Origin of the sequence: Citrobacter sp. XT1-2-2, from assembly GCF_023516235.1 — a bacterium.
GTDB classification, from domain to species: Bacteria; Pseudomonadota; Gammaproteobacteria; order Enterobacterales; family Enterobacteriaceae; genus Citrobacter; species Citrobacter werkmanii.
Map to the genome: position 1 here is coordinate 3,727,333 of NZ_CP097324.1, position 19,715 is coordinate 3,747,047.

The following is a 19,715-nucleotide window of genomic DNA, read 5'->3' on the forward strand; positions in this document are numbered from 1 at the left end:
ATCAGGCCTTGATGGCTTTCAATACATTAATCATTTCAAGCGCAGTCAGTGCAGCTTCTGCGCCTTTGTTGCCGGCTTTCGTGCCAGCACGTTCGATGGCTTGTTCAATACTTTCGGTGGTCAGTACACCGAAGGCTACCGGAATGCCACTGTCCTGCGCGACATGCGCCAGGCCATTGCTTGCACCGCCAGCCACATATTCGAAGTGCGCGGTACCGCCACGGATCACCGTACCTAACGCAATCACCGCATCGTATTTACCGGTTTTCGCCAGCGCGTCAGCCGCCAGCGGCAGCTCATACGCGCCTGGAACCCAAACGACGGTAATGTTTTCATCTTTAACCTGGCCAATACGTTTCAGGGCGTCGATCGCACCTTCCAGCAGGCTGTCATTGATAAAGTTGTTGAAACGCGCAATGGTGATGGCGACGCGAGCGTCCGGAGTAGCAACGTTAGCTTCAATAATGTTCATATTCTTCCTTCGGGTTCGATTTATGGCCCCGTAAGGGGGGCGGATTTTATCATAATATTCTGGGCGCTGCTTCCTCTAATTCAGAAAGCCTCACGCAGTGGTTAAATGCAGGCAAACGTCCGGGCCCACCTGGCGTATCTCGTTGAATTTGAAATGGGGGGCGTCGGCCAGTTTCTCAAGCCCAGGCAGCACACATAATCCTCGCGCATCGCTGCCTAACAGTTTAGGCGCAACATACACGATTAGCTCATCCACCAAACCGGCCTGTAATAACGCGCCCGCAAGCGTTGGGCCAGCTTCCACCCAAATACTGTTAATTTGCTGTTTACCCAGTTGCATCATCAGCACGACCAAATCCACATGCCCGTTATGTTCCGGCACCTTGATACTGCGAACCGACTCCGGCCAACTGCGGGTATCGTCTTTCGTTCGGACAATCCAGGTTTCTCCCGGCTGGTGCACAATTCGGTGCTCCGGCGTGACCTGATTCTGGCTATCAAGGACAATGCGGATCGGCTGGCGCAGATTTTCCTGCGGGTAACTCGCCTGAGTTGACTCCCCAAGCTCCGACCAGCGCACGGTAAGCTGAGGATCGTCGGCCAGTACCGTCGCGCTGCTGGTTAAAATGGCATGGCTTTGCGCGCGCAGCCGTTGCACATCGCGGCGCGCCTGCGGCGAGGTGATCCACTGGCTTTCCCCGCTGGCCATCGCCGTACGGCCATCGAGCGATGCGCCAAGCTTAAGCTGCAGATACGGGAATCCTGTACGCATGCGCTTGAGAAAGCCCTTATTAAGCAGCTCAACCTCGCTCATCATCAGCCCGTGGCTGACGTCAATGCCCGCCTGCTGCAAACGGTAGAGGCCACGACCTGCTACCTGTGGATTGGGATCCTGCATCGCGGCAACGACGCGTGCTACGCCCGCCGCAATCAATGCATCGCAGCACGGCGGCGTACGGCCATGATGACTACAGGGCTCAAGCGTCACATAGGCGGTTGCCCCTTGCGCTTTTTCTCCGGCCATGCGCAGGGCATGGACTTCGGCATGCGGCTCGCCCGCGCGGTGATGATATCCTTCACCGACAATCTCCCCGTCCTTAACAATCACGCAGCCGACGTTGGGATTTGGGTGAGTAGTGAAACGTCCGCGCGCAGCAAGCTTCAGCGCGCGCGCCATGTACAATTCATCCTGCATGGCTTAGTCCTGTAGGCGAGCAATCTCTTCGCCAAATTCTTTGATATCTTCGAAACTGCGGTAAACCGAAGCAAAGCGGATGTAAGCGACTTTATCGAGCTTTTTCAACTGCTCCATCACCAGGTTGCCGATCATCTTACTCGGCACCTCACGCTCGCCAGTCGCACGCAGTTGTGATTTGATATGGTTTAACGCCATTTCGACGTCATCTGAGCTGACCGGGCGTTTCTCCAGCGCTCTGAGCATGCCGCTGCGCAGCTTATCTTCATTAAAGGGTTCACGCACATCGTTGCTCTTCACAACGCGCGGCATGACGAGTTCAGCCACTTCAAAAGTGGTGAAACGTTCGTTACAGACCAGACACTGCCGACGGCGGCGTACTGAGGAGCCCTCGCCTACAAGACGAGAGTCAATTACCTTAGTGTCTACGGCGAAACAGAATGGGCAATGCATACGGCGTCCTGTACCTCAGTGGTTCACAGAAATCTATTTTACCCTGAACTGGCGTGACAACAAAGGCGCAGCGCTTTTGAGACAAAGGATCGATGCCTTCGTGCTCTGTGCACACTACCATTATGCTATCGCGACAATGAAGGAAGTAATCACAATGACAAGACGTTACCTAAGAATTCTCCTGGTGGGAAGCCTCTTTAGTCTTAGCGCCTGCGCGCAGCAAAGCGAAGTACGCCAGATGCATCAAAGCGTAAGCACGCTAAATAAAGAGATGACGCAGCTTAATCAGGAAACGGTAAAAATTACGCAACAAAATATGTTGAATGCCAAATCGACCAGTGGCGCCTATCTGTTGCCGGGCTCCAAAACGCCTGCCCGGCTGGAAAGCCAGATCGGCACGCTACGTATGTCGCTGGTGAATATTGCGCCAAACGCCGATGGCACACGGTTAACGCTACGCATTCAGGGCGAGTCCAATACGCCCTTGCCCGCCTTCAGCGCCACCGTAGAGTACGGGCAAATTCAGGGCACTACAGAGAATTACCAGGAAGTGAATGTTCAAAATCAACTGGTCAATGCCCCGGCAAGTATTCTTGCCCCCAGCGACGTAGACATTCCGTTGCAGATAAATGGTCTCTCCCCCGACCAGTTGGGATTTGTTCGCATTCACGACGTACAGCCTGTTAGCCAATAAACTTTTTTGCGGAACGTTTTGTGCGTTCCGCAACATCAATTCGTCCCCTTTTGTTACTCCCCTGACATAACCGATATTTCTGGCAAAACTTGGCAACATTCATCAGAGCCAGTACAATTCGCCGCCTAAAGTACGCAAACGTGAACGCAATCGATTACGTAAATGATAGAACTGTGAAACAAGACATATTTTTGTGAACAATGATTTTTATAATAGGCTCCGAAGAATTACGAAATATTTAGAAACGCAATTTGCGCATTTTTCACTCCCGAAAGGGATTTCAAACAGTGGCATACATATGAAAAAAACATTACTTGCAGCCGGTGCAGTGCTGGCGCTCTCCTCGTCTTTTACTGCCAACGCAGCAGAAAATGACAAACCGCAATATCTGTCCGACTGGTGGCACCAAAGCGTCAACGTGGTGGGCAGCTACCACACCCGTTTCTCTCCGAAACTGAACAACGACGTGTATCTGGAATACGAAGCGTTTGCCAAAAAAGACTGGTTTGATTTCTATGGCTACATCGATATCCCGAAAACCTTCGACTGGGGTAACGGTAACGACAAAGGTATCTGGTCTGACGGTTCTCCGTTGTTTATGGAAATCGAACCGCGTTTCTCCATCGACAAGCTGACCGGTGCTGACCTGAGCTTTGGACCATTCAAAGAATGGTACTTCGCCAACAACTACATCTACGATATGGGTGATAACAAAGCCAGCCGCCAGAGCACCTGGTATATGGGTCTGGGTACCGATATCGACACCGGTCTGCCGATGGGTCTGTCCCTGAACGTGTATGCTAAATACCAGTGGCAGAACTATGGCGCATCCAACGAAAACGAGTGGGATGGTTACCGTTTCAAAGTGAAATACTTTGTGCCGATCACCCAGGTTTGGGGTGGTCAGCTGACCTATATTGGCTTCACCAACTTCGACTGGGGTTCAGATTTGGGTGATGATCCTAACCGTACCAGCAACTCTATCGCTTCCAGCCACGTGCTGGCGCTGAACTACGATCACTGGCACTACTCCGTAGTCGCGCGTTATTTCCATAACGGCGGCCAGTGGAAAGGTGGGGATACCCTGAACTGGGGCGAAGGCGACTTCAGCGCGAAATCAACCGGTTGGGGTGGTTATCTGGTCGTAGGTTACAACTTCTAATCCAGACAATTTATGCAGACAAGCCAGCTTAACCGCTGGCTTTTTTACGGCTGGTCTTCACAACGTACTTTACGTAAAAAGTCACTTAGCGAGCGATCTGCCGATTCACGAAAATGCCTGTCGAGCGGTGTGATCTTCAGACAGCGATCTACGCGAAAGCAGCGATAATCGTCACGCTTCTCGCACCAGGCAACCAGAAGCCAGTGCTCGCCCCAGAAAAATAATCCCAGCGGCTGAACGTCACGCCAGGAGAGATTCCCGGACTCATCTCGATAATGCAGCGCCAGCGTCTGCTGCGCCGAAACCGCGCGATGTATGAGATCGAAGGCACTGCGTGAATGCGGCTGATTACCAAAATCTGGCGCAAAAATCCGCGTTTGCTCGGCCCTGCGGCGACTCTCTGGTGGCAATATCGCCAACACTTTTTCCTGCGCGGACTCCAGTGCCTGTGAAAGAGAATCCCCGCCCCATGTTTTCAGCAACCGAATCGCGACCATCAATGCTTCTGATTCGTGATGCGTTAACATCAACGGTGGCAGATCAAACCCGGCCATTAAGCGGTATCCGCTGCCCACTTCGCCTTCAATGGGCACGCCGGATAAAGAGAGATCGCGGATATCGCGATAAATCGTCCGTTCAGAAACGTCAAGACGTTCTGCCAGCAGCGCCGCCGTTGTCACTCGCCTGCCACGCAGGATTTGTACAATCTGAAACAAACGGTCGGCGCGTCTACTCATTTTAATCCTCTGGCCTGAAAATATTACGCGGGTTGATGTAAACCAACACGATTGCCTTCACTGTCAGTAAATAGCGCAATCGTACCAATGTCCTGCCCCAGTTCGAGCGGGCCAAACACGCATTGACCGCCAGCGGTGGCGACGCGTTCAAGCGTGGCAGACAAATTGTCCGTATGCAGATAAATAATAGCGCCCTGCGCTGAAGGCGAAATACCGTCAAATTTAGCCAACGCCCCGCCAGGAGCGGGATCCTGATGCGGGAATACGGCCAGCTCGGCGCAGTCCATATTCTCCCGACGCAAAGAAACCTGCATCACTGGCTCATAAAAAGCGATGGCGCGCTCCATTTGTGCCACGGGAATTTCAAACCAGTTAATTACGTTGTTCATACTTCCTCCTGCCTGTGTGGGTAATCTCAGAAGGACTATAAGACAGGGCTACTGACAGCATACTGTCAGTAGTGTGGCGACAGAAAAAGATAATGCTCAGCCGCTAAAGCACAAGCAAAAAAAATCCCGACCTTGCGATCGGGATTCCAGTTCTTACGCTTCACACGCTCTGCGTCGCTTAAGGCAGAATCGACGGTTGATCCGCCCCTTCTTTCTCGACCTTCTGCTGCAGCATATGCTCACGCTTCATACCCAGCTTCAGCGCCAGCGCCGATGCCACGTAGATAGAAGACGCGGTACCGATGGAAACACCGATAAGCATGGTCAGCGAGAAGCCTTCCAGTACCGGACCACCGAACAGGAAAAGCATCAGAATAACCATCAACGTCGTACCGGACGTAATCAACGTACGGTGCAGCGTCTGCGTCAATGACACGTTAAAGATTTCGTAAGGCGTACCGCGACGAATTTTGCGGAAGTTTTCACGAATACGGTCAGAGACGACGATACTGTCGTTCAGCGAGTAACCGATTACCGACATCAGCGATGCGACGATAGTCAGGTCAATCTCGATATGGAACAACGACAGGATCCCAAGTGTGATGATTACGTCGTGCGCCAGCGCGATAACTACCCCTGCAGCCAGTCGCCACTCAAAGCGGAAACCGACGTACACCAGGATTGAGATCAGCGCCGCCATCAGCGCCATCGCACCGGTTTGCGCCAGGTCTGCACCCACGCTCGGCCCCACGAATTCAATTCGTTTCACCGCGGCGTTTTGGTTGGTGGATTCATTAATCACACTCAACACTTTGCTACCCAGCACCTGACCGCCGTCTGCGCCTTCAGTTGGCGGCATACGCACCATAATGTCGTGGCTGCTGCCGAAGTTTTGCAGAAGCGGATCAACAAAGCCCGCTTTCTCCAGCGCATCGCGCATCACGTCCATTTCAGCTGGTTTTTCCAGCGTGATTTCAATGACCGTACCACCGGTGAAATCGAGACCCCAGTTAAAGCCGCGCACGCCCATAATCACGATGGCCGCGATCAGCAGAAAACCTGAAATGCCGAAAGCCCAGTAGTCCCAGCGCATAAAGTCCCAGACTTTACGGCCGTGGTTCAATTGTTCAACAGTATATTCCTGTGCCACTTCGCACTCCTCAGATTGACAGCTTTTTGACGCGCTTGCCGCCATACAACAGGTTTACGATGGCACGTGTACCGACAATTGCGGTAAACATCGACGTCGCTACCCCAATACCGGTAGTAATCGCGAACCCTTTAATTGCCCCGGTGCCGACTGCGTACAGGATAATGACCTTAATCAGCGTCGTAATGTTCGCATCGAAGATGGAGCTAAATGCGCCCGCATAACCTTCATTGATGGCCTGCTGCACCGAACGACCGTTACTCAACTCTTCTTTGATACGTTCGTTGATCAGTACGTTAGCATCGACCGCGACGGCAAGGGTTAAGACGATCCCCGCAATCCCCGGCATACTCAGCGTAGCTCCCGGCAACAGCGACATAATGCCGACAATCAGCACCAGGTTAGCGATCAGCGCGCTGGTCGCAATCAGGCCGAACTTCTTATAGAAGAAGATCATGAACAGGATAGACACCACCAGACCGGCCAGACAGGCTTCCAGACCCTGTTTGATGTTCTGCATACCCAGGGTTGGGCCGATGGTACGTTCTTCAACAATCTGAATCGGCGCGATCAACGCACCGGCACGTAACAGCAGAGAAAGCTGACGCGCTTCGTTCGGGTTGTTGATACCGGTGATACGGAAGCTGTTACCCAGGCGAGACTGGATGTTGGCGATGTTAATCACCTCTTCCTGTTTCACCAGCACGGCGCGACCGTTGGCATCTTTCTTACCGCTGTCTTTGTACTCCACAAACAGGGTCGCCATCGGCTTACCGATGTTGTCCTTGGTGAAGTTGGACATGATGTTACCACCCGCGCTATCCAGCGAGATGTTAACCTGCGGCTGATTGTATTCGTCCTGGCTGGAAGTGGAATCGGTGATATGGTCACCAGTCAGGATCACGCGTTTGTACAGCACAACCGGCTGACCTTCACGAGACTGTTTCACTTCCGAATCACCCGGCACGCGCCCGGATGCCGCAGCAGACTGGTCAACGTTGGTGTTTACCAGGCGGAATTCCAGCGTCGCGGTTGCGCCCAGAATTTCTTTCGCGCGCGCGGTATCCTGAATACCCGGCAGTTCGACGACAATACGGTCAGCGCCCTGACGTTGTACCACCGGCTCAGCAACACCCAACTGGTTCACACGATTACGCAGAATATTGATGTTCTGCTGTACCGCGTATTCACGGGCTTCACTCAGTCGCGCATCGGTCATCACCGCACGCAGAGCATTGCTGCCCTGGCTGGAAATAACCAGATCCTGGTGACGCTTGCTCAGATAAGAGATAGCTTCATCACGGGCGCTGCTGTCACGGAAGGTGATGCTCAGGCCGTAGTTATCTTCTTTACGAACGGTAGTATAAGGAATGCCTTTTTCACGCAGATCGCTGCGCAGGCTATCGATATTTTGTTCCTGCAACTTACTCAGCGCGGTGTCCATATCCACTTCCATCAGGAAGTGAACGCCGCCACGCAGGTCAAGACCGAGTTTCATCGGTTCTGCGTGAATGGCTGCCAGCCAGCGCGGGGTTGCCGGAGCAAGGTTAAGCGCCACGACGTATTGATCGCCCAGCACGCCCATCAGCACTTCACGTGCGCGCAGTTGGGTATCAGTGGAGTCGAAGCGCGCAAGAATAGCACCCTCTTCCAGAGCCACAGACTTAGGTGTGATTTTATCTTCTTGTAACGTTTTCTGGACCTGGATCAGCGTTTGCTCACTGGCGGCGGCACCGCGCACGCCAGTGATTTGAACAGCCGGATCCTCACCATACAGGTTGGGAAGTGCGTAAAGCAGGCCGACGACAATCACGACGACCAGCATAATGTACTTCCACAAAGGATAACGGTTTAACACGGCAGTTCCCTTTGGGAAAACAATAAATTACAGCGCCTTCATGGTGCCTTTCGGCAGAACGGCAGCTACGAAATCACGTTTAATAACCACTTCAGTGGTATCGTTCAGCGCAATAGCGATGTAGCCAGATTCTGCTACTTTGGTCACGCGACCCACCAGACCACCGTTAGTCAGCACTTCATCGCCTTTCGCAATGGAGTTCATCAGATTTTTGTGTTCTTTGGTACGCTTTTGTTGCGGACGCAGGATCATAAAGTAGAAAATCAGACCAAACACCACCAGCATCAGAATCAGAGACATCGGGCTGCCCTGCGCCGGAGCACCTGTTGCCGCTACCGCATCAGAAATAAAAAAGCTCATTCAAATTCCCTCATTATTAAAATTAATCAACGTTCACAGGTGGAACTGGTCGACCCTGACGTTGGTAAAAATCGGTCACGAAGCTCTCTAATTTACCCTCTTCAATAGCCTTGCGTAAACCCGCCATCAAACGCTGGTAGTAGCGAAGGTTATGAATCGTGTTGAGACGCGCGCCCAATATTTCGTTGCAACGGTCGAGATGATGCAAGTAAGCGCGCGAATAATTGCGACAGGTGTAGCAATCACACTCAGCATCGAGCGGACTGGTGTCGCTTTTATGTTTCGCGTTACGAATTTTTACCACGCCGTCAGTCACAAACAAATGACCATTACGGGCATTTCGCGTTGGCATCACGCAGTCAAACATATCGATACCGCGACGTACGCCTTCAACCAGATCTTCTGGTTTGCCGACGCCCATCAGGTAACGCGGTTTATCTGCCGGAATCTGTGGGCAAACATGCTCCAGAATGCGGTGCATATCTTCCTTCGGCTCACCGACAGCCAAACCGCCGACAGCGTAGCCATCAAAGCCGATATCTACCAGACCTTTGACAGAGATATCACGTAAATCTTCGTAAACGCTGCCCTGAATGATGCCAAAAAGCGCATTTTTGTTGCCGAGACTGTCAAAACGGTCGCGACTGCGCTTCGCCCAACGCAGAGACATCTCCATTGAGCGTTTAGCATAGTCCCAGTCGGCCGGGTACGGTGTACATTCGTCGAAGATCATCACGATATCGGAACCGAGATCGTATTGAATCTCCATTGACTTCTCAGGATCGAGGAAAATCGGATCGCCGTTGATCGGGTTGCGGAAATGCACGCCCTGCTCGGTGATCTTGCGGATATCGCCCAGACTGAAAACCTGGAAGCCGCCGGAATCGGTAAGGATTGGCCCTTTCCACTGCATGAAATCGTGCAGATCGCCGTGCAGTTTCATGATTTCCTGACCCGGGCGTAGCCACAGGTGGAAAGTGTTGCCGAGAATGATCTGCGCGCCGGTGGCTTCAACTTCTTCCGGCGTCATGCCTTTTACGGTGCCGTAAGTACCGACCGGCATAAATGCAGGCGTTTCCACTACGCCACGATCAAAAACCAGGCGGCCGCGACGCGCGCGACCGTCTGTGGTGTCCAGTTCAAATTTCATCTTAACTCCTGCGTCAGAAAAACAGTCCGACGTTAAATACTCATGCCGGAAATTTATTCCCCGACACGCTCAGAAATAGCCTGCGGATTGTACGTGATAAACATCGCATCTCCGTAACTAAAAAAGCGATATTCCGCTTTTACCGCTTCGTGGTAGGCGTGCATGGTGTTTTTATAACCAGCAAACGCAGAAACCAGCATGATCAGCGTCGATTCCGGCAGGTGGAAGTTGGTGACCAGGGCATCAATCACCTGGTATTTATAGCCTGGATAAATAAATATCTGCGTATCGCCGAAGAACGGCGCAATGAGATCGTTTTTTGCAGCCTGCGCCGCGCTTTCCAGTGAGCGAACGGACGTTGTTCCCACGGCTATCACGCGGTTGCCACGCGCCTTCGCCGCCAGCACCGCGTCAACCACATCCTGCGGCACTTCCGCATATTCGGAGTGCATAATGTGGTCTTCGATAGTGTCTACGCGCACCGGCTGGAAGGTACCCGCGCCGACGTGCAATGTGACGAACGCCATATCAATGCCTTTATCGCGCAGTTTCGCCAGCAGCGGCTCGTCAAAGTGCAGCCCTGCGGTCGGCGCAGCGACGGCACCCGGTTTTTCGCTATACACGGTCTGGTACAGCTCGCGGTCGGCGTCTTCGTCCGGGCGGTCAATATACGGCGGCAACGGCATATGGCCGATGGCGTTGAGGATATCGAGCACGCTGCGTTCGTCGTCAAACGCCACTTCAAACAACGCGTCGTGACGGGCGACCATCGTCGCTTTAATACTTTCATCGTCGCCCAATAGCAGCTCGGCACCCGGCTTCGGCGCTTTCGAGGCGCGAATATGCGCCAGAATACGCTTGTCATCCAGCATGCGTTCGACCAGCACTTCAATCTTGCCGCCACTGGCTTTACGGCCAAACAGACGCGCAGGAATAACGCGGGTATTGTTAAAGACCAGCAAATCGCCAGGGTTGAGCTTATCGAGCAAATCGGTGAAAGTACCGTGCGTCAGCGCGCCCGTCGGCCCGTCCAAAGACAGCAAGCGGCAGCTACTGCGCTCAGCTTGCGGATAGTGGGCAATCAGGGATTCGGGTAGTTCAAAGGTGAAATCGGTAACGCGCATGACACTGACTCAGACTAAAATAAGAGGCGGGTAGTCTAGTGCCGGGGCGTTCTCCCTGCAACCTTTACCCCTCTGGATAAACGTTTAACTATGAATTTTCTTGCACATTTGCATCTCGCTCATCTTGCCGACAGCTCGCTTTCCGGCAATCTGCTGGCCGATTTTGTCCGGGGTAATCCGGAAACGCATTTTTCGCCTGAGGTGGTGGAAGGCATCTTCATGCACCGTCGTATCGACGTGATGACCGATAACCTGCCGCAGGTGCGTGAAGCCAAAGAGTGGTTTCGTAGCGAAACGCGCCGCGTCGCGCCAATTACGCTGGACGTGATGTGGGATCACTTTCTGTCGCGCCACTGGGCGGAAATCTCCCCAGACTTCCCGCTGGTAGACTTTGTGCGCTATGCCCGTACCCAGGTGACCACAATTTTGCCGGAATCGCCGCCGCGCTTTATTAACTTAAACAACTATATATGGTCAGAAAAATGGCTTGAGCGCTATCGTGACATGGATTTTATCCAGAACGTCCTGAACGGCATGGCCAGCCGCCGTCCGCGTCTCGATGCCCTGCGCGCCTCATGGTATGACCTGGATACGCATTATGATGCGTTAGAAGAACGTTTCTGGCAGTTTTATCCGCAGATGATGGAACAGGCGCAGCGTAAAACCCTTTGATTGCAGCCCGCATAACGCGCCGGATAAGCCTTAGCCACCATCCGGTAAAAGATTGATAGACAAAACCTGTCTCATTGATTGCCAGCGCCTCTTTGTCTTATTCACGAACACTCTCTATACTGGCCCGCGTTGCGTTCCAAAAACCCCTTAACATTGCAGGAGAATTATATGGTACTGGTAACTCGTCAGGCTCCGGATTTCACAGCAGCTGCGGTACTGGGTAGCGGTGAGATCGTTGAAAACTTCAACTTCAAACAGCATACCAACGGTAAAACCACCGTTCTGTTCTTCTGGCCGATGGACTTCACTTTCGTTTGCCCGTCTGAACTGATCGCATTCGACAAACGTTACGAAGAATTCCAGAAGCGCGGCGTTGAAGTTGTTGGCGTTTCTTTCGACTCTGAATTTGTCCACAACGCATGGCGTAACACCCCTGTCGACAAAGGCGGCATCGGTGCGGTGAAATACGCAATGGTTGCTGACATCAAACGCGAAATCCAGAAAGCCTACGGCATCGAGCACCCGGAAGCGGGCGTTGCTCTGCGTGGTTCTTTCCTGATCGACGCTAACGGCGTTGTTCGTCACCAGGTGGTTAACGATCTGCCGCTGGGTCGTAACATCGACGAAATGCTGCGCATGGTTGACGCGCTGCAGTTCCACGAAGAGCACGGCGACGTTTGCCCGGCGCAGTGGGAAAAAGGTAAAGAAGGTATGAACGCGTCTCCGGACGGCGTGGCAAAATACCTGACCGAGAACGTTTCCAGCCTGTAATTGGCATGAATCGACAAAAGGCCCGCAATGCGGGCCTTTTTTATGGGTTTATGTCGGATTACCCTTTTTCACTTCACGCCAGATTCGCCACGCCATCAGCGCCAGTACGGCGACGCCAAGGATTAACGCCCCCCACACCAACAGCGTTTTCCACTGGCTTTGTTGCTCAGCGACTGACGTTGCCGTCAGCCGACCCTCACCGCCCAGAGTAACCCGTTCATCCTCCAATGCCTGCGGCATTTTGTCAGGATCGTTGTGCTTACGTAACGCCTCCGGGATCAGCATCGCCAGACTGATGCTCGCGGGTTCCGCCGCTTTGTTACCCCATGCCAGGATAAACGGGCTTTGGCCTTGCGCGTTAAAAATCACTTTATAGCTGTCGCGCTCCCCTCTCAGTACGGGTAAGGTGGCGGGTAAACGCGCCTGAAGCGTCGTCATCCGGACCGCCTCGACTAACTCACCGGAGAGTGGAATATCATCCGAATGCTGATTTTCCAGATTGTAGAGAACCGTTCGGGTTAAAGGCTGCCAGGCGTCTTTTTCTCCCTTGCGCCATTCAAGTTCAACCGGCAATACGCCTTCGTAATCCAGTGAAATCTTTAATGAAGTCAACGGTTGCGGCCTGGACCAGCGCCAAATCGCCTGGTTTTCGGCAATTCTCTCCGCTTCAGCATCCATCGAAACAGGCCGGGTAAGCGGAGGCTCCTCACGGGTTATCGCACTCACGCCGGTCAGATTTAAAGCAGGGCTTTGCGAATCAAGAATCAGCAACAGCCAGGGGACACCACCAGCGGACATGCGCAAATCACCGACGCCTAAGGTGTCCATTTTCAATCGGTCGTCGCTATGCGTCAGATCCATCAGCGGCGCATTTCCTGTAATCAACCTCCAGTCACGTAAATCTCGGCTGTAATAAAGCGATGCCGTTCCCTGCCAGTTTTTCGCAGGCGCATCCCAGTTTAAACGCAACTGGGACAGCGATGGCGTCTCTTTGACATCGTCTGGCAAGGCGATTAAATAACTCTGCCCGATGGATTGCAGGTTTTCACTTTCGAAGCGAATTTCGATGCCATTTTTAGCACGAAGCAGGACCGCGGGTCTTTCATCATCTTGCTTTGGCGTCACCTGTTGCACCGTAGAATCAAACGGAAAAAGGCGCAGAGGAATCGTTCTCGGGGACGTTGCCTGCGTTTTTTCAGCCAGCAGAGTGAAAGGCACTACCTCGCCCTGACGGTTGAACACCCGGATATCACGTAAATCCGGCCAGACTGCCTCATGGTACACCGCTAAAGGCAGAGGCAGGCAATACCATTGCTCTGAACCCGGCGTTAAGAGCTTCACGCCCTTCGCGTAGTCTACTGGCGCATCCGTAACCGTATTACTGCCCCACGCCGCACCGGTTGCTCCTAACAGAGCACTCCAGAGAACCGCTTTAATCCATTTCATTTTTCTTCTCCAGCTTTGGGCGGTAAGGGTGAAAAATACCCGATAATCAGCACCAGAATGGCGACGCCAATAAACGCGACCGCGCGCGCCAGACCGCCGCCTCCCGCGCTGTCCACCAGCATCAGTTTAATAATGACTATCCCCAGCAAAACGGCTCCACACAGCCATTCCTGCCGCGAGCGACGCCGGGTTGCCTGCAGCATCACCACCAATGCCGTTAGCATCCAGAACAGAGCAAAACAGGTTTGAATCAACCGCGAATCCCACAGGGCGTGTACATTCCACGCAACTTCACCATACCAGGACAACGCGCGCAGCAACAAACCATTAAGCCACCAAAAGCCGAGCGCCATCAGCGCCACAACCGGCCATGGGCGGCACACCGAAAGCTGCACCGGGAAATAGCGTTCAGACGCGCGATAAAACATGATCAACCCTAGCAGGGCAAAAGCTGCGCCCTCTTCCAGCGGGTTGAGCAACGGCAGATACGTCTGACGATAAACCACGCCATCCTGTAAATTCGTCAACACGAGCAGACCGACCAGCACCAGCGCAACGGGAACCATCGCCTGCACAGAATATAAGGCTGGCCAGATACGAAATGGCCAGAGCTTGCGCTGAACAGCTTGATAAACCAGGAAAATCAGCAACCCGCCAGCCGCCATCATCAGGCCGCTTCCCCACGCGGCCCTCCCCCACGGTAGCGCCTGGGCGAACCAGAACAGCTCAACCGCCAGCGCCAGTACAATCATCCAGAAGAATGACAAATGCGCCAGCCGGGAAAGCGTTGGCGGTAATATCTGTGCGTCACGCCAGAGCAGCGCAACTGCAACAATTAGCGCCGCGCACCAGGCCAGATTCGGCCAGCCCGCAGCAAAAATCTGCTGCCAGGAGATCTGATACATCAGCATCACCAGCATCGTCGGCCATAACAGCCATTTACTGGCATCCAGCTCCCGCCATGCCAGGCGATCAGCAATCGTACGCCAGCCCCAGACCGATACCGCCATTAATGCCAACACGCCAGACAGCACCCACCGCTCCTGTTTCAGGACGAGCTGCGATACCGCAACGAGGGCAGTAATCCAGAAAAGCAAACCGCCAGCGAGTAGCCCCCAACTGCCCTGCATCCGAATGCTGCGCCATAGCCATGCGGCAGCCAGCCAACTGAGGCTAAGCACGGCAAATATCAGCATCACTGAGAGCGCCGTTGTGCCGTTCGCCAGCGCCCATAGCGCGCTGCCCACGGCCAGCACGAGCAGCGCCGTACCGCTATAACTCATGCGTCGCTGCTGCTGTTGGATACCCAGCCAGAGGATCCCAAGTCCCTCCAGCGACCAGGCCATCGCCGTCCAACGGGCTGAAAGCGCCAACGGGATAGCCAGGGTAGTAAATGCGCCGCCAAGCGCCAGGGCAGCCAATACCAGCGGTCTCCCCGGCAAAGACGAACGCCGCAACGCCAGCGTCGCCAACACCAGATAGAAACCACCGTAGCCCAGCGCGCTCAGCGCCGGACCATATGTCATATGCCGCGTAATGGCGTACTGCATGCCAAAACCTACCAGCGGAGGGGCAAACAGCAGCACGCCATCAATAATCTGCTTGCCTTTTTCCTGCGCACGAAGCGACAGCGCCACGCTCAGCACGCCAAAAATAATGGTGTTGGCGATCAGGAACAGTTGGCAGCTCAGGTAATACTCAGGTCGATAGTCCTCCAGCCCCCACAAACCGCCAACGCCAAAGGTAAACAGCAGGCCGAGCAAATTCAGCTCCCGCCAGTGCTGCCAGATGCTAATGGCGAGAATGCCGACCGAGAGCAGAAGATAGAAAGAGAAAAGCGCGACATGACTGCCGCCGCCGGAGGAAAGCAGCAGCGGCGCGAGATAGCCGCCAAGGCTTGCCAGCATCGCCAGGCTGAGTGCCTTTTGCAAAATAGCCAGACCCACGCTCGCCGCGCAAATCGCCACCAGCAGCGCAAATGCTAGCGTCATTGGCAGCATTTGCCACAGCCGGAACGCGCCAAAGACGGTGAGATAGAGTGCTCCCGTGGCCCCGCCCTGTAAGATCAGCGCATAGACCGGTTGCTTATGCCGCAACCGCCAGCCCAGCGCCAACAGGACAATAGCAAACAGCGCGGCCGCCACCAGGCGCAGCTCAAGCGGAAACAGAGAATGTTCGACGGTGTAACGCAGCAGGAAAGAAAGTCCCAGGAACAGGAGCAATATACCGAGCTTTGCCAACGGGTTGCCCTGCATAAACCAGCGCACCAGCGATGATATCACCCCGCCAAAAGCAGAAGGCCGCTGGGCGTTGGGCGTGGAGACCGCCGCTTTATCCGGCTTTTGCTGTGAAGACCACGGGTTAACGGGTTCAGGCGTCGGCTCAGCATCAGGTTCCGGCGCCACGCTGCTCATCGCAGGCGTTGGCGCATCGGCGGCAGCCTGTGCCACAGACTCTGACGCCACACCGCGCAGCTCAAGTTCCTCTACCCGACGGCGCAAAGCCGCCAGCTCAGAACGTACCGCCGCACTGCGTCTGTATGCCACGATCGCGAGACCAGGAACCACGACCAACGCGAAGAATAAAACAATGCAGCCAAGGGTTAGCAGCTCATCCATGTTTCCACCTTCACTGTGTAAAGACAGACCAGAATGACACAAATTGTTGCAGTTGTGCCATATCTGTTAACACTATGACCCGCTTTTCAGAAAATCCAATCAGCCCCTGCGTTTGGCCAGGGGCTGTGATGAGAGATTAAAACGCGAAGCAGGAACAACCCAGCGCGCCCCAGAAAGCCCTGTCATCTGACACCGGAATCCCCGACTTGCGCGCGATGTCATGCTGATGACCGTGTACGCCGCAGCTACCGCAGCACTGGTGCATCTGTACCATTGCGCCAATTTTCGCCGCAGCAGGCGGCGCTGAGCGATAGTGCCCCGGCACCTTCACCACCGGCGACCAGTCCGGCACAACCGGAATGGCTGGCGGTGCCAGCGGAGTGAAATGCCCGGCTGCGTACACAACTTTACCATCGACAATAGTCATCACCGACTCGATGCCTTTGATCTCTTCTTCCGGCACGCTGAAATAATCTTTAGACAGCACCACCAGGTCGGCCAGTTGATCTTTCTCGATACGCCCTTTCTTACCCTGTTCGCTGGAGAACCAGGCGCTACCGGCCGTCCACAGTTCCAGCGCCACATCGCGCGGCAGGCGATTGTTATCATCATACATCGCCATACCACCAACGGTACGGCCCGAAACCAGCCAGTACAGCGCGGTCCACGGGTTATAGCTGGCCACGCGGGTGGCGTCAGTCCCCAGCCCTACCGGAACATCAGCCGCCAGCATTTTCGCCACCGGCGGCGTATGCTTGACCGCGTCTTTGCCATAGCGATCGACAAAATACTCCCCCTGGAACGCCATTCGGTGCTGAACTGCTATCCCGCCGCCCAACGCTTTGACGCGCTCGATATTGCGTTCGGTAATCGTTTCGGCGTGATCGAAGAACCAGTGCAGGCCATTGAACGGGATATCGCGATTCACCTTCTCGAACACATCCAGCATGCGGCTGATGGATTCATCATAGGTGGCATGCAGACGGAACGGCCAGCGATGCTCCACCAGGTGGCGAACCACGCGTTCCAGTTCTTCTTCCATACCTTCCGGTAGATCCGGACGTGGTTGCAGGAAATCTTCAAAATCAGCTGCCGAGAAGACCAACATTTCCCCTGCGCCATTAGCACGGTAGAAATCGGTGCCCTGTCCGGGCTTGAGCATATCGGTCCAGCGTTCAAAGTCCTCCAGCTCCTGCTTAGGACGCTGAGTAAACAAGTTGTAGGCGATACGCACCGTCATCTGCTTGTTGGCGTGCAACTGCTCAATGATCTCGTAATCTTCCGGGTAGCTCTGAAAGCCGCCGCCCGCATCGATGGCGCTGGTCAGTCCCAGGCGGTTCAGCTCGCGCATAAACTGGCGGGTCGAATTGACCTGCATTTCCAGCGGCAGCTTTGGCCCTTTCGCCAGCGTCGAATAAAGGATCATGGCGTTGGGTTTGGCGATCAGCATTCCGGTCGGGTTGCCGTTGCTATCACGCACAATCTCACCGCCAGCCGGATCCGGCGTCGCTTTGGTGTAGCCCACGGCTTTCAGCGCCGCGCGATTCAGCAACGCTCTGTCGTACAGATGCAGAACAAATACCGGGGTATCTGGCGCGGCTTCATTCAGTTCTTCCAGAGTCGGCATGCGCCGTTCGGCAAACTGGAATTCGCTCCAGCCGCCTACCACGCGCACCCATTGCGGCGACGGCGTTCTGTCAGCCTGCTCTTTGAGCATGCGTAGTGCATCCGCCAGCGACGGTACGCCTTCCCAACGCAGTTCCAGGTTGTAATTCAGACCACCGCGAATCAGGTGCAGGTGTGAATCATTTAAGCCGGGGATCACCGTATGTCCTTGCAGATCGACAATCTGCGTTCCTTCGGCGGCAAAGCTCATGATCCGGTCGTGGTTACCGGTCGCCAGGATCTTCCCGTTGGCGATCGCGACCGCCTCGACCTGTGGGCTTTGTCTGTCGAGAGTATGAATTTTTCCGTGAGTCAGAATCAGTGTGGCAGTTTGCGACATAACAATCTCCTGAGAAACCGGTCAGGCTTTTTTCAGCCATCCGGCAAACAGACGGGTTACGATGGGCATCCAGAACCAGACCACCAGCGCAACCACACACGCATCATTGATAAGATGCAGGAGTAACGAGCCCTTCATTGCAGGCAGCACAATGCCGGTCAACCACGGCACCAGGTTAGTGCTGGGAAAAATCACCAGCAGAGTTATCAGGAACTGTTTCCAGCGCCTGGGCTGGCGTACATGGGGCGCGGGCGGCGTAAACCAGAACGCCGCTTCGGTACGAATTTCGGTTTTGTCACCTTCTGCCAGCAGCGGAGCTATCTCTTCCACCAGCACACGGCGCGTATCGGACTGGGTCCAGTTGTACAAATGCTCCAGCGTGTCGAAGCGGATAATAATGTTCCACAGATTCTCGCCCTCCGCAGGGCGAATCACATTCGCCCCGAGATGACCGGGAAACTCGGCCGCCACCGGCATGATTTTCCCCAGCCACTGCTCATACCGCCGCGCCTGCTCAGGCTGCAGGGTATGGGTAATCACCAACGTCACATGTTTGTTCTGCGCCATGAAGGGTTCCTTGTTGAGAGGAATCAGACCGCTTAGGCCAGGAAAGCAATACACAAAATCATTCATGGTGCATCGAGGCGGCAAGGTTGTGGACCCCCGGGAGCTTACATCAGTAAGTGACCGGGGTACGCAAGCGAAGCCAACAAAGATGCAGCATGAAGGATGAAGTGTATTTAGGCTTTACGTTCCGGCGCGCCATGCACCATGGTATAGGCGTAATCCACGCCCATACCGTAGGCGCCGCTATGTTCGCGCACCAAATCCATTACGGCGTCGTAGGTTTCTTTGCGGGACCAGTCACGCTGGTACTCAAGAAGAACCTGTTGCCAGGTTACGGGGACTGCGCCCGCCTGCACCATCCGGTCAATAGAACGCTCGTGGGCATCCACAGACGTGCCGCCGGACGTGTCGGTCACCACATACACTTCATAACCCGCTTCCAGCGCCATCAGCGCCGGGAAGGTCAGGCAGACTTCGGTCCACAGCGCGGAGATAATCAATTTTTTGCGCCCGGTCGCTTCCACGGCTTTCACAAACGCCGCATCTTCCCAAGAGTTCATAGACGTGCGTTCAATAGGCTTCACATCGGGGTGAACCGCTAACAATTCCGGCCAGATATAGCCGCTAAAACTTTTTGTTTCCACAGAGGTATAAATCACTGGAACATTAAATATCTTGCCGGCTTTCGCTAATGCCACAGTATTATTTTTCAAAGTCTGGCGATCAATATTTGCCACACCAAATGACATTTGCGGCTGATGATCAATAAAAATCAGCGTAGAGTTTTGAGGGTCAATCAGTTCCCGAATAGACATAACACACCTTCTTAATCAATAAGTTAAAAGGCAACGGTCTGTATCTGCCGTCAGCAGCAGGATCCTGAATCAGAAAGC

The 19,715-nt window shown here is 54.2% G+C and carries 19 protein-coding genes; 4 read left to right on the forward strand and 15 right to left on the reverse strand.

Annotated features, from left to right (window positions below):
* Position 1 precedes the first annotated feature (1 nt).
* The 3 genes from ribE to nrdR form a co-directional block, all read right to left on the reverse strand.
* Positions 2 to 472, reverse strand: a complete 471-nt coding sequence (gene ribE, locus M4I31_RS17850) for a 6,7-dimethyl-8-ribityllumazine synthase (RefSeq protein WP_003021575.1) — start codon at positions 470 to 472, stop codon at positions 2 to 4.
* A 90-nt stretch (positions 473 to 562) separates the two neighbouring features.
* The gene (gene ribD / locus M4I31_RS17855; RefSeq protein ID WP_038638204.1) at positions 563 to 1,666 is read right to left on the reverse strand and encodes a bifunctional diaminohydroxyphosphoribosylaminopyrimidine deaminase/5-amino-6-(5-phosphoribosylamino)uracil reductase RibD; all 1,104 of its coding nucleotides are present in this window, start codon (positions 1,664 to 1,666) and stop codon (positions 563 to 565) included.
* Positions 1,667 to 1,669: 3 nt separating this feature from the next.
* A complete protein-coding gene (gene nrdR / locus M4I31_RS17860; protein WP_016152032.1) occupies positions 1,670 to 2,119 on the reverse strand; it encodes a transcriptional regulator NrdR in 450 nt (149 codons plus the stop codon).
* A gap of 154 nt (positions 2,120 to 2,273) precedes the next feature.
* Between nrdR and M4I31_RS17865 the strand changes: the two genes are divergently transcribed.
* Both M4I31_RS17865 and M4I31_RS17870 read left to right on the forward strand, forming a co-directional pair.
* Positions 2,274 to 2,813 (forward strand): DUF3251 domain-containing protein, encoded by a 540-nt coding sequence (locus M4I31_RS17865; RefSeq protein ID WP_069323953.1) that lies wholly within the window; start codon positions 2,274 to 2,276, stop codon positions 2,811 to 2,813.
* Between the two features lie 298 nt (positions 2,814 to 3,111).
* A complete protein-coding gene (locus tag M4I31_RS17870; RefSeq protein ID WP_003021561.1) occupies positions 3,112 to 3,975 on the forward strand; it encodes a nucleoside-specific channel-forming protein Tsx in 864 nt (287 codons plus the stop codon).
* A 44-nt stretch (positions 3,976 to 4,019) separates the two neighbouring features.
* Here the strand turns inward: M4I31_RS17870 and M4I31_RS17875 are convergent, their stop codons facing one another.
* From M4I31_RS17875 to queA, 7 genes are all read right to left on the reverse strand, one after another.
* Complete coding sequence (locus tag M4I31_RS17875) at positions 4,020 to 4,712, reverse strand: YafY family protein (RefSeq protein WP_069323952.1); 693 nt, start codon at positions 4,710 to 4,712, stop codon at positions 4,020 to 4,022.
* A 23-nt stretch (positions 4,713 to 4,735) separates the two neighbouring features.
* On the reverse strand, positions 4,736 to 5,101 hold the full coding sequence (locus M4I31_RS17880; protein WP_085047645.1) for a VOC family protein: 366 nt from the start codon (positions 5,099 to 5,101) through the stop codon (positions 4,736 to 4,738).
* A gap of 178 nt (positions 5,102 to 5,279) precedes the next feature.
* Positions 5,280 to 6,251: a protein translocase subunit SecF gene (gene secF / locus M4I31_RS17885; RefSeq protein WP_038638190.1), complete on the reverse strand. Its 972-nt coding sequence runs from the start codon at positions 6,249 to 6,251 to the stop codon at positions 5,280 to 5,282.
* Positions 6,252 to 6,261: 10 nt separating this feature from the next.
* Positions 6,262 to 8,109 (reverse strand): protein translocase subunit SecD, encoded by a 1,848-nt coding sequence (gene secD, locus M4I31_RS17890; protein WP_071888113.1) that lies wholly within the window; start codon positions 8,107 to 8,109, stop codon positions 6,262 to 6,264.
* A 27-nt stretch (positions 8,110 to 8,136) separates the two neighbouring features.
* Positions 8,137 to 8,469 (reverse strand): preprotein translocase subunit YajC, encoded by a 333-nt coding sequence (gene yajC, locus M4I31_RS17895; protein ID WP_003021544.1) that lies wholly within the window; start codon positions 8,467 to 8,469, stop codon positions 8,137 to 8,139.
* Between the two features lie 22 nt (positions 8,470 to 8,491).
* On the reverse strand, positions 8,492 to 9,619 hold the full coding sequence (gene tgt / locus M4I31_RS17900; protein WP_003021535.1) for a tRNA guanosine(34) transglycosylase Tgt: 1,128 nt from the start codon (positions 9,617 to 9,619) through the stop codon (positions 8,492 to 8,494).
* 53 nt (positions 9,620 to 9,672) lie between these two features.
* A complete protein-coding gene (gene queA / locus M4I31_RS17905; RefSeq protein ID WP_085047646.1) occupies positions 9,673 to 10,743 on the reverse strand; it encodes a tRNA preQ1(34) S-adenosylmethionine ribosyltransferase-isomerase QueA in 1,071 nt (356 codons plus the stop codon).
* 90 nt (positions 10,744 to 10,833) lie between these two features.
* Between queA and acpH the strand changes: the two genes are divergently transcribed.
* The gene (gene acpH, locus M4I31_RS17910) at positions 10,834 to 11,415 is read left to right on the forward strand and encodes an ACP phosphodiesterase (RefSeq protein WP_038638179.1); all 582 of its coding nucleotides are present in this window, start codon (positions 10,834 to 10,836) and stop codon (positions 11,413 to 11,415) included.
* Between the two features lie 168 nt (positions 11,416 to 11,583).
* A complete protein-coding gene (locus M4I31_RS17915; RefSeq protein WP_003021524.1) occupies positions 11,584 to 12,186 on the forward strand; it encodes a peroxiredoxin in 603 nt (200 codons plus the stop codon).
* A gap of 48 nt (positions 12,187 to 12,234) precedes the next feature.
* On the opposite strand, the gene M4I31_RS17920 is transcribed toward M4I31_RS17915, so the two are convergent.
* The 5 genes from M4I31_RS17920 to M4I31_RS17940 all read right to left on the reverse strand — a co-directional run bounded on the left by M4I31_RS17920 (position 12,235) and on the right by M4I31_RS17940 (position 19,637).
* Positions 12,235 to 13,632 (reverse strand): DUF3999 domain-containing protein, encoded by a 1,398-nt coding sequence (locus M4I31_RS17920; protein WP_085047647.1) that lies wholly within the window; start codon positions 13,630 to 13,632, stop codon positions 12,235 to 12,237.
* A complete protein-coding gene (locus M4I31_RS17925; RefSeq protein ID WP_085047648.1) occupies positions 13,629 to 16,250 on the reverse strand; it encodes a DUF2339 domain-containing protein in 2,622 nt (873 codons plus the stop codon). The genes M4I31_RS17920 and M4I31_RS17925 overlap by 4 nt, the downstream gene beginning before the upstream one ends.
* A 136-nt stretch (positions 16,251 to 16,386) precedes the next feature.
* The gene (locus M4I31_RS17930; RefSeq protein ID WP_085047649.1) at positions 16,387 to 18,255 is read right to left on the reverse strand and encodes an amidohydrolase; all 1,869 of its coding nucleotides are present in this window, start codon (positions 18,253 to 18,255) and stop codon (positions 16,387 to 16,389) included.
* A gap of 21 nt (positions 18,256 to 18,276) precedes the next feature.
* A complete protein-coding gene (locus M4I31_RS17935; RefSeq protein WP_038638169.1) occupies positions 18,277 to 18,822 on the reverse strand; it encodes an antibiotic biosynthesis monooxygenase in 546 nt (181 codons plus the stop codon).
* 173 nt (positions 18,823 to 18,995) lie between these two features.
* On the reverse strand, positions 18,996 to 19,637 hold the full coding sequence (locus M4I31_RS17940) for a hydrolase (RefSeq protein WP_003021513.1): 642 nt from the start codon (positions 19,635 to 19,637) through the stop codon (positions 18,996 to 18,998).
* Positions 19,638 to 19,715 lie beyond the last annotated feature (78 nt).

Excerpts from the sequence above, each read along its gene's own strand:
- ribE (WP_003021575.1), bottom strand. The coding sequence starts at position 472 with ATGAACATTATTGAAGCTAACGTTGCTACTCCGGACGCTCGCGTCGCC.
- ribD (WP_038638204.1), bottom strand. The coding sequence starts at position 1,666 with ATGCAGGATGAATTGTACATGGCGCGCGCGCTGAAGCTTGCTGCGCGC.
- nrdR (WP_016152032.1), bottom strand. The coding sequence starts at position 2,119 with ATGCATTGCCCATTCTGTTTCGCCGTAGACACTAAGGTAATTGACTCT.
- M4I31_RS17865 (WP_069323953.1), top strand. The coding sequence starts at position 2,274 with ATGACAAGACGTTACCTAAGAATTCTCCTGGTGGGAAGCCTCTTTAGT.
- M4I31_RS17870 (WP_003021561.1), top strand. The coding sequence starts at position 3,112 with ATGAAAAAAACATTACTTGCAGCCGGTGCAGTGCTGGCGCTCTCCTCG.
- M4I31_RS17875 (WP_069323952.1), bottom strand. The coding sequence starts at position 4,712 with ATGAGTAGACGCGCCGACCGTTTGTTTCAGATTGTACAAATCCTGCGT.
- M4I31_RS17880 (WP_085047645.1), bottom strand. The coding sequence starts at position 5,101 with ATGAACAACGTAATTAACTGGTTTGAAATTCCCGTGGCACAAATGGAG.
- yajC (WP_003021544.1), bottom strand. The coding sequence starts at position 8,469 with ATGAGCTTTTTTATTTCTGATGCGGTAGCGGCAACAGGTGCTCCGGCG.
- tgt (WP_003021535.1), bottom strand. The coding sequence starts at position 9,619 with ATGAAATTTGAACTGGACACCACAGACGGTCGCGCGCGTCGCGGCCGC.
- queA (WP_085047646.1), bottom strand. The coding sequence starts at position 10,743 with ATGCGCGTTACCGATTTCACCTTTGAACTACCCGAATCCCTGATTGCC.
- acpH (WP_038638179.1), top strand. The coding sequence starts at position 10,834 with ATGAATTTTCTTGCACATTTGCATCTCGCTCATCTTGCCGACAGCTCG.
- M4I31_RS17915 (WP_003021524.1), top strand. The coding sequence starts at position 11,584 with ATGGTACTGGTAACTCGTCAGGCTCCGGATTTCACAGCAGCTGCGGTA.
- M4I31_RS17920 (WP_085047647.1), bottom strand. The coding sequence starts at position 13,632 with ATGAAATGGATTAAAGCGGTTCTCTGGAGTGCTCTGTTAGGAGCAACC.
- M4I31_RS17925 (WP_085047648.1), bottom strand. The coding sequence starts at position 16,250 with ATGGATGAGCTGCTAACCCTTGGCTGCATTGTTTTATTCTTCGCGTTG.
- M4I31_RS17930 (WP_085047649.1), bottom strand. The coding sequence starts at position 18,255 with ATGTCGCAAACTGCCACACTGATTCTGACTCACGGAAAAATTCATACT.
- M4I31_RS17935 (WP_038638169.1), bottom strand. The coding sequence starts at position 18,822 with ATGGCGCAGAACAAACATGTGACGTTGGTGATTACCCATACCCTGCAG.
- M4I31_RS17940 (WP_003021513.1), bottom strand. The coding sequence starts at position 19,637 with ATGTCTATTCGGGAACTGATTGACCCTCAAAACTCTACGCTGATTTTT.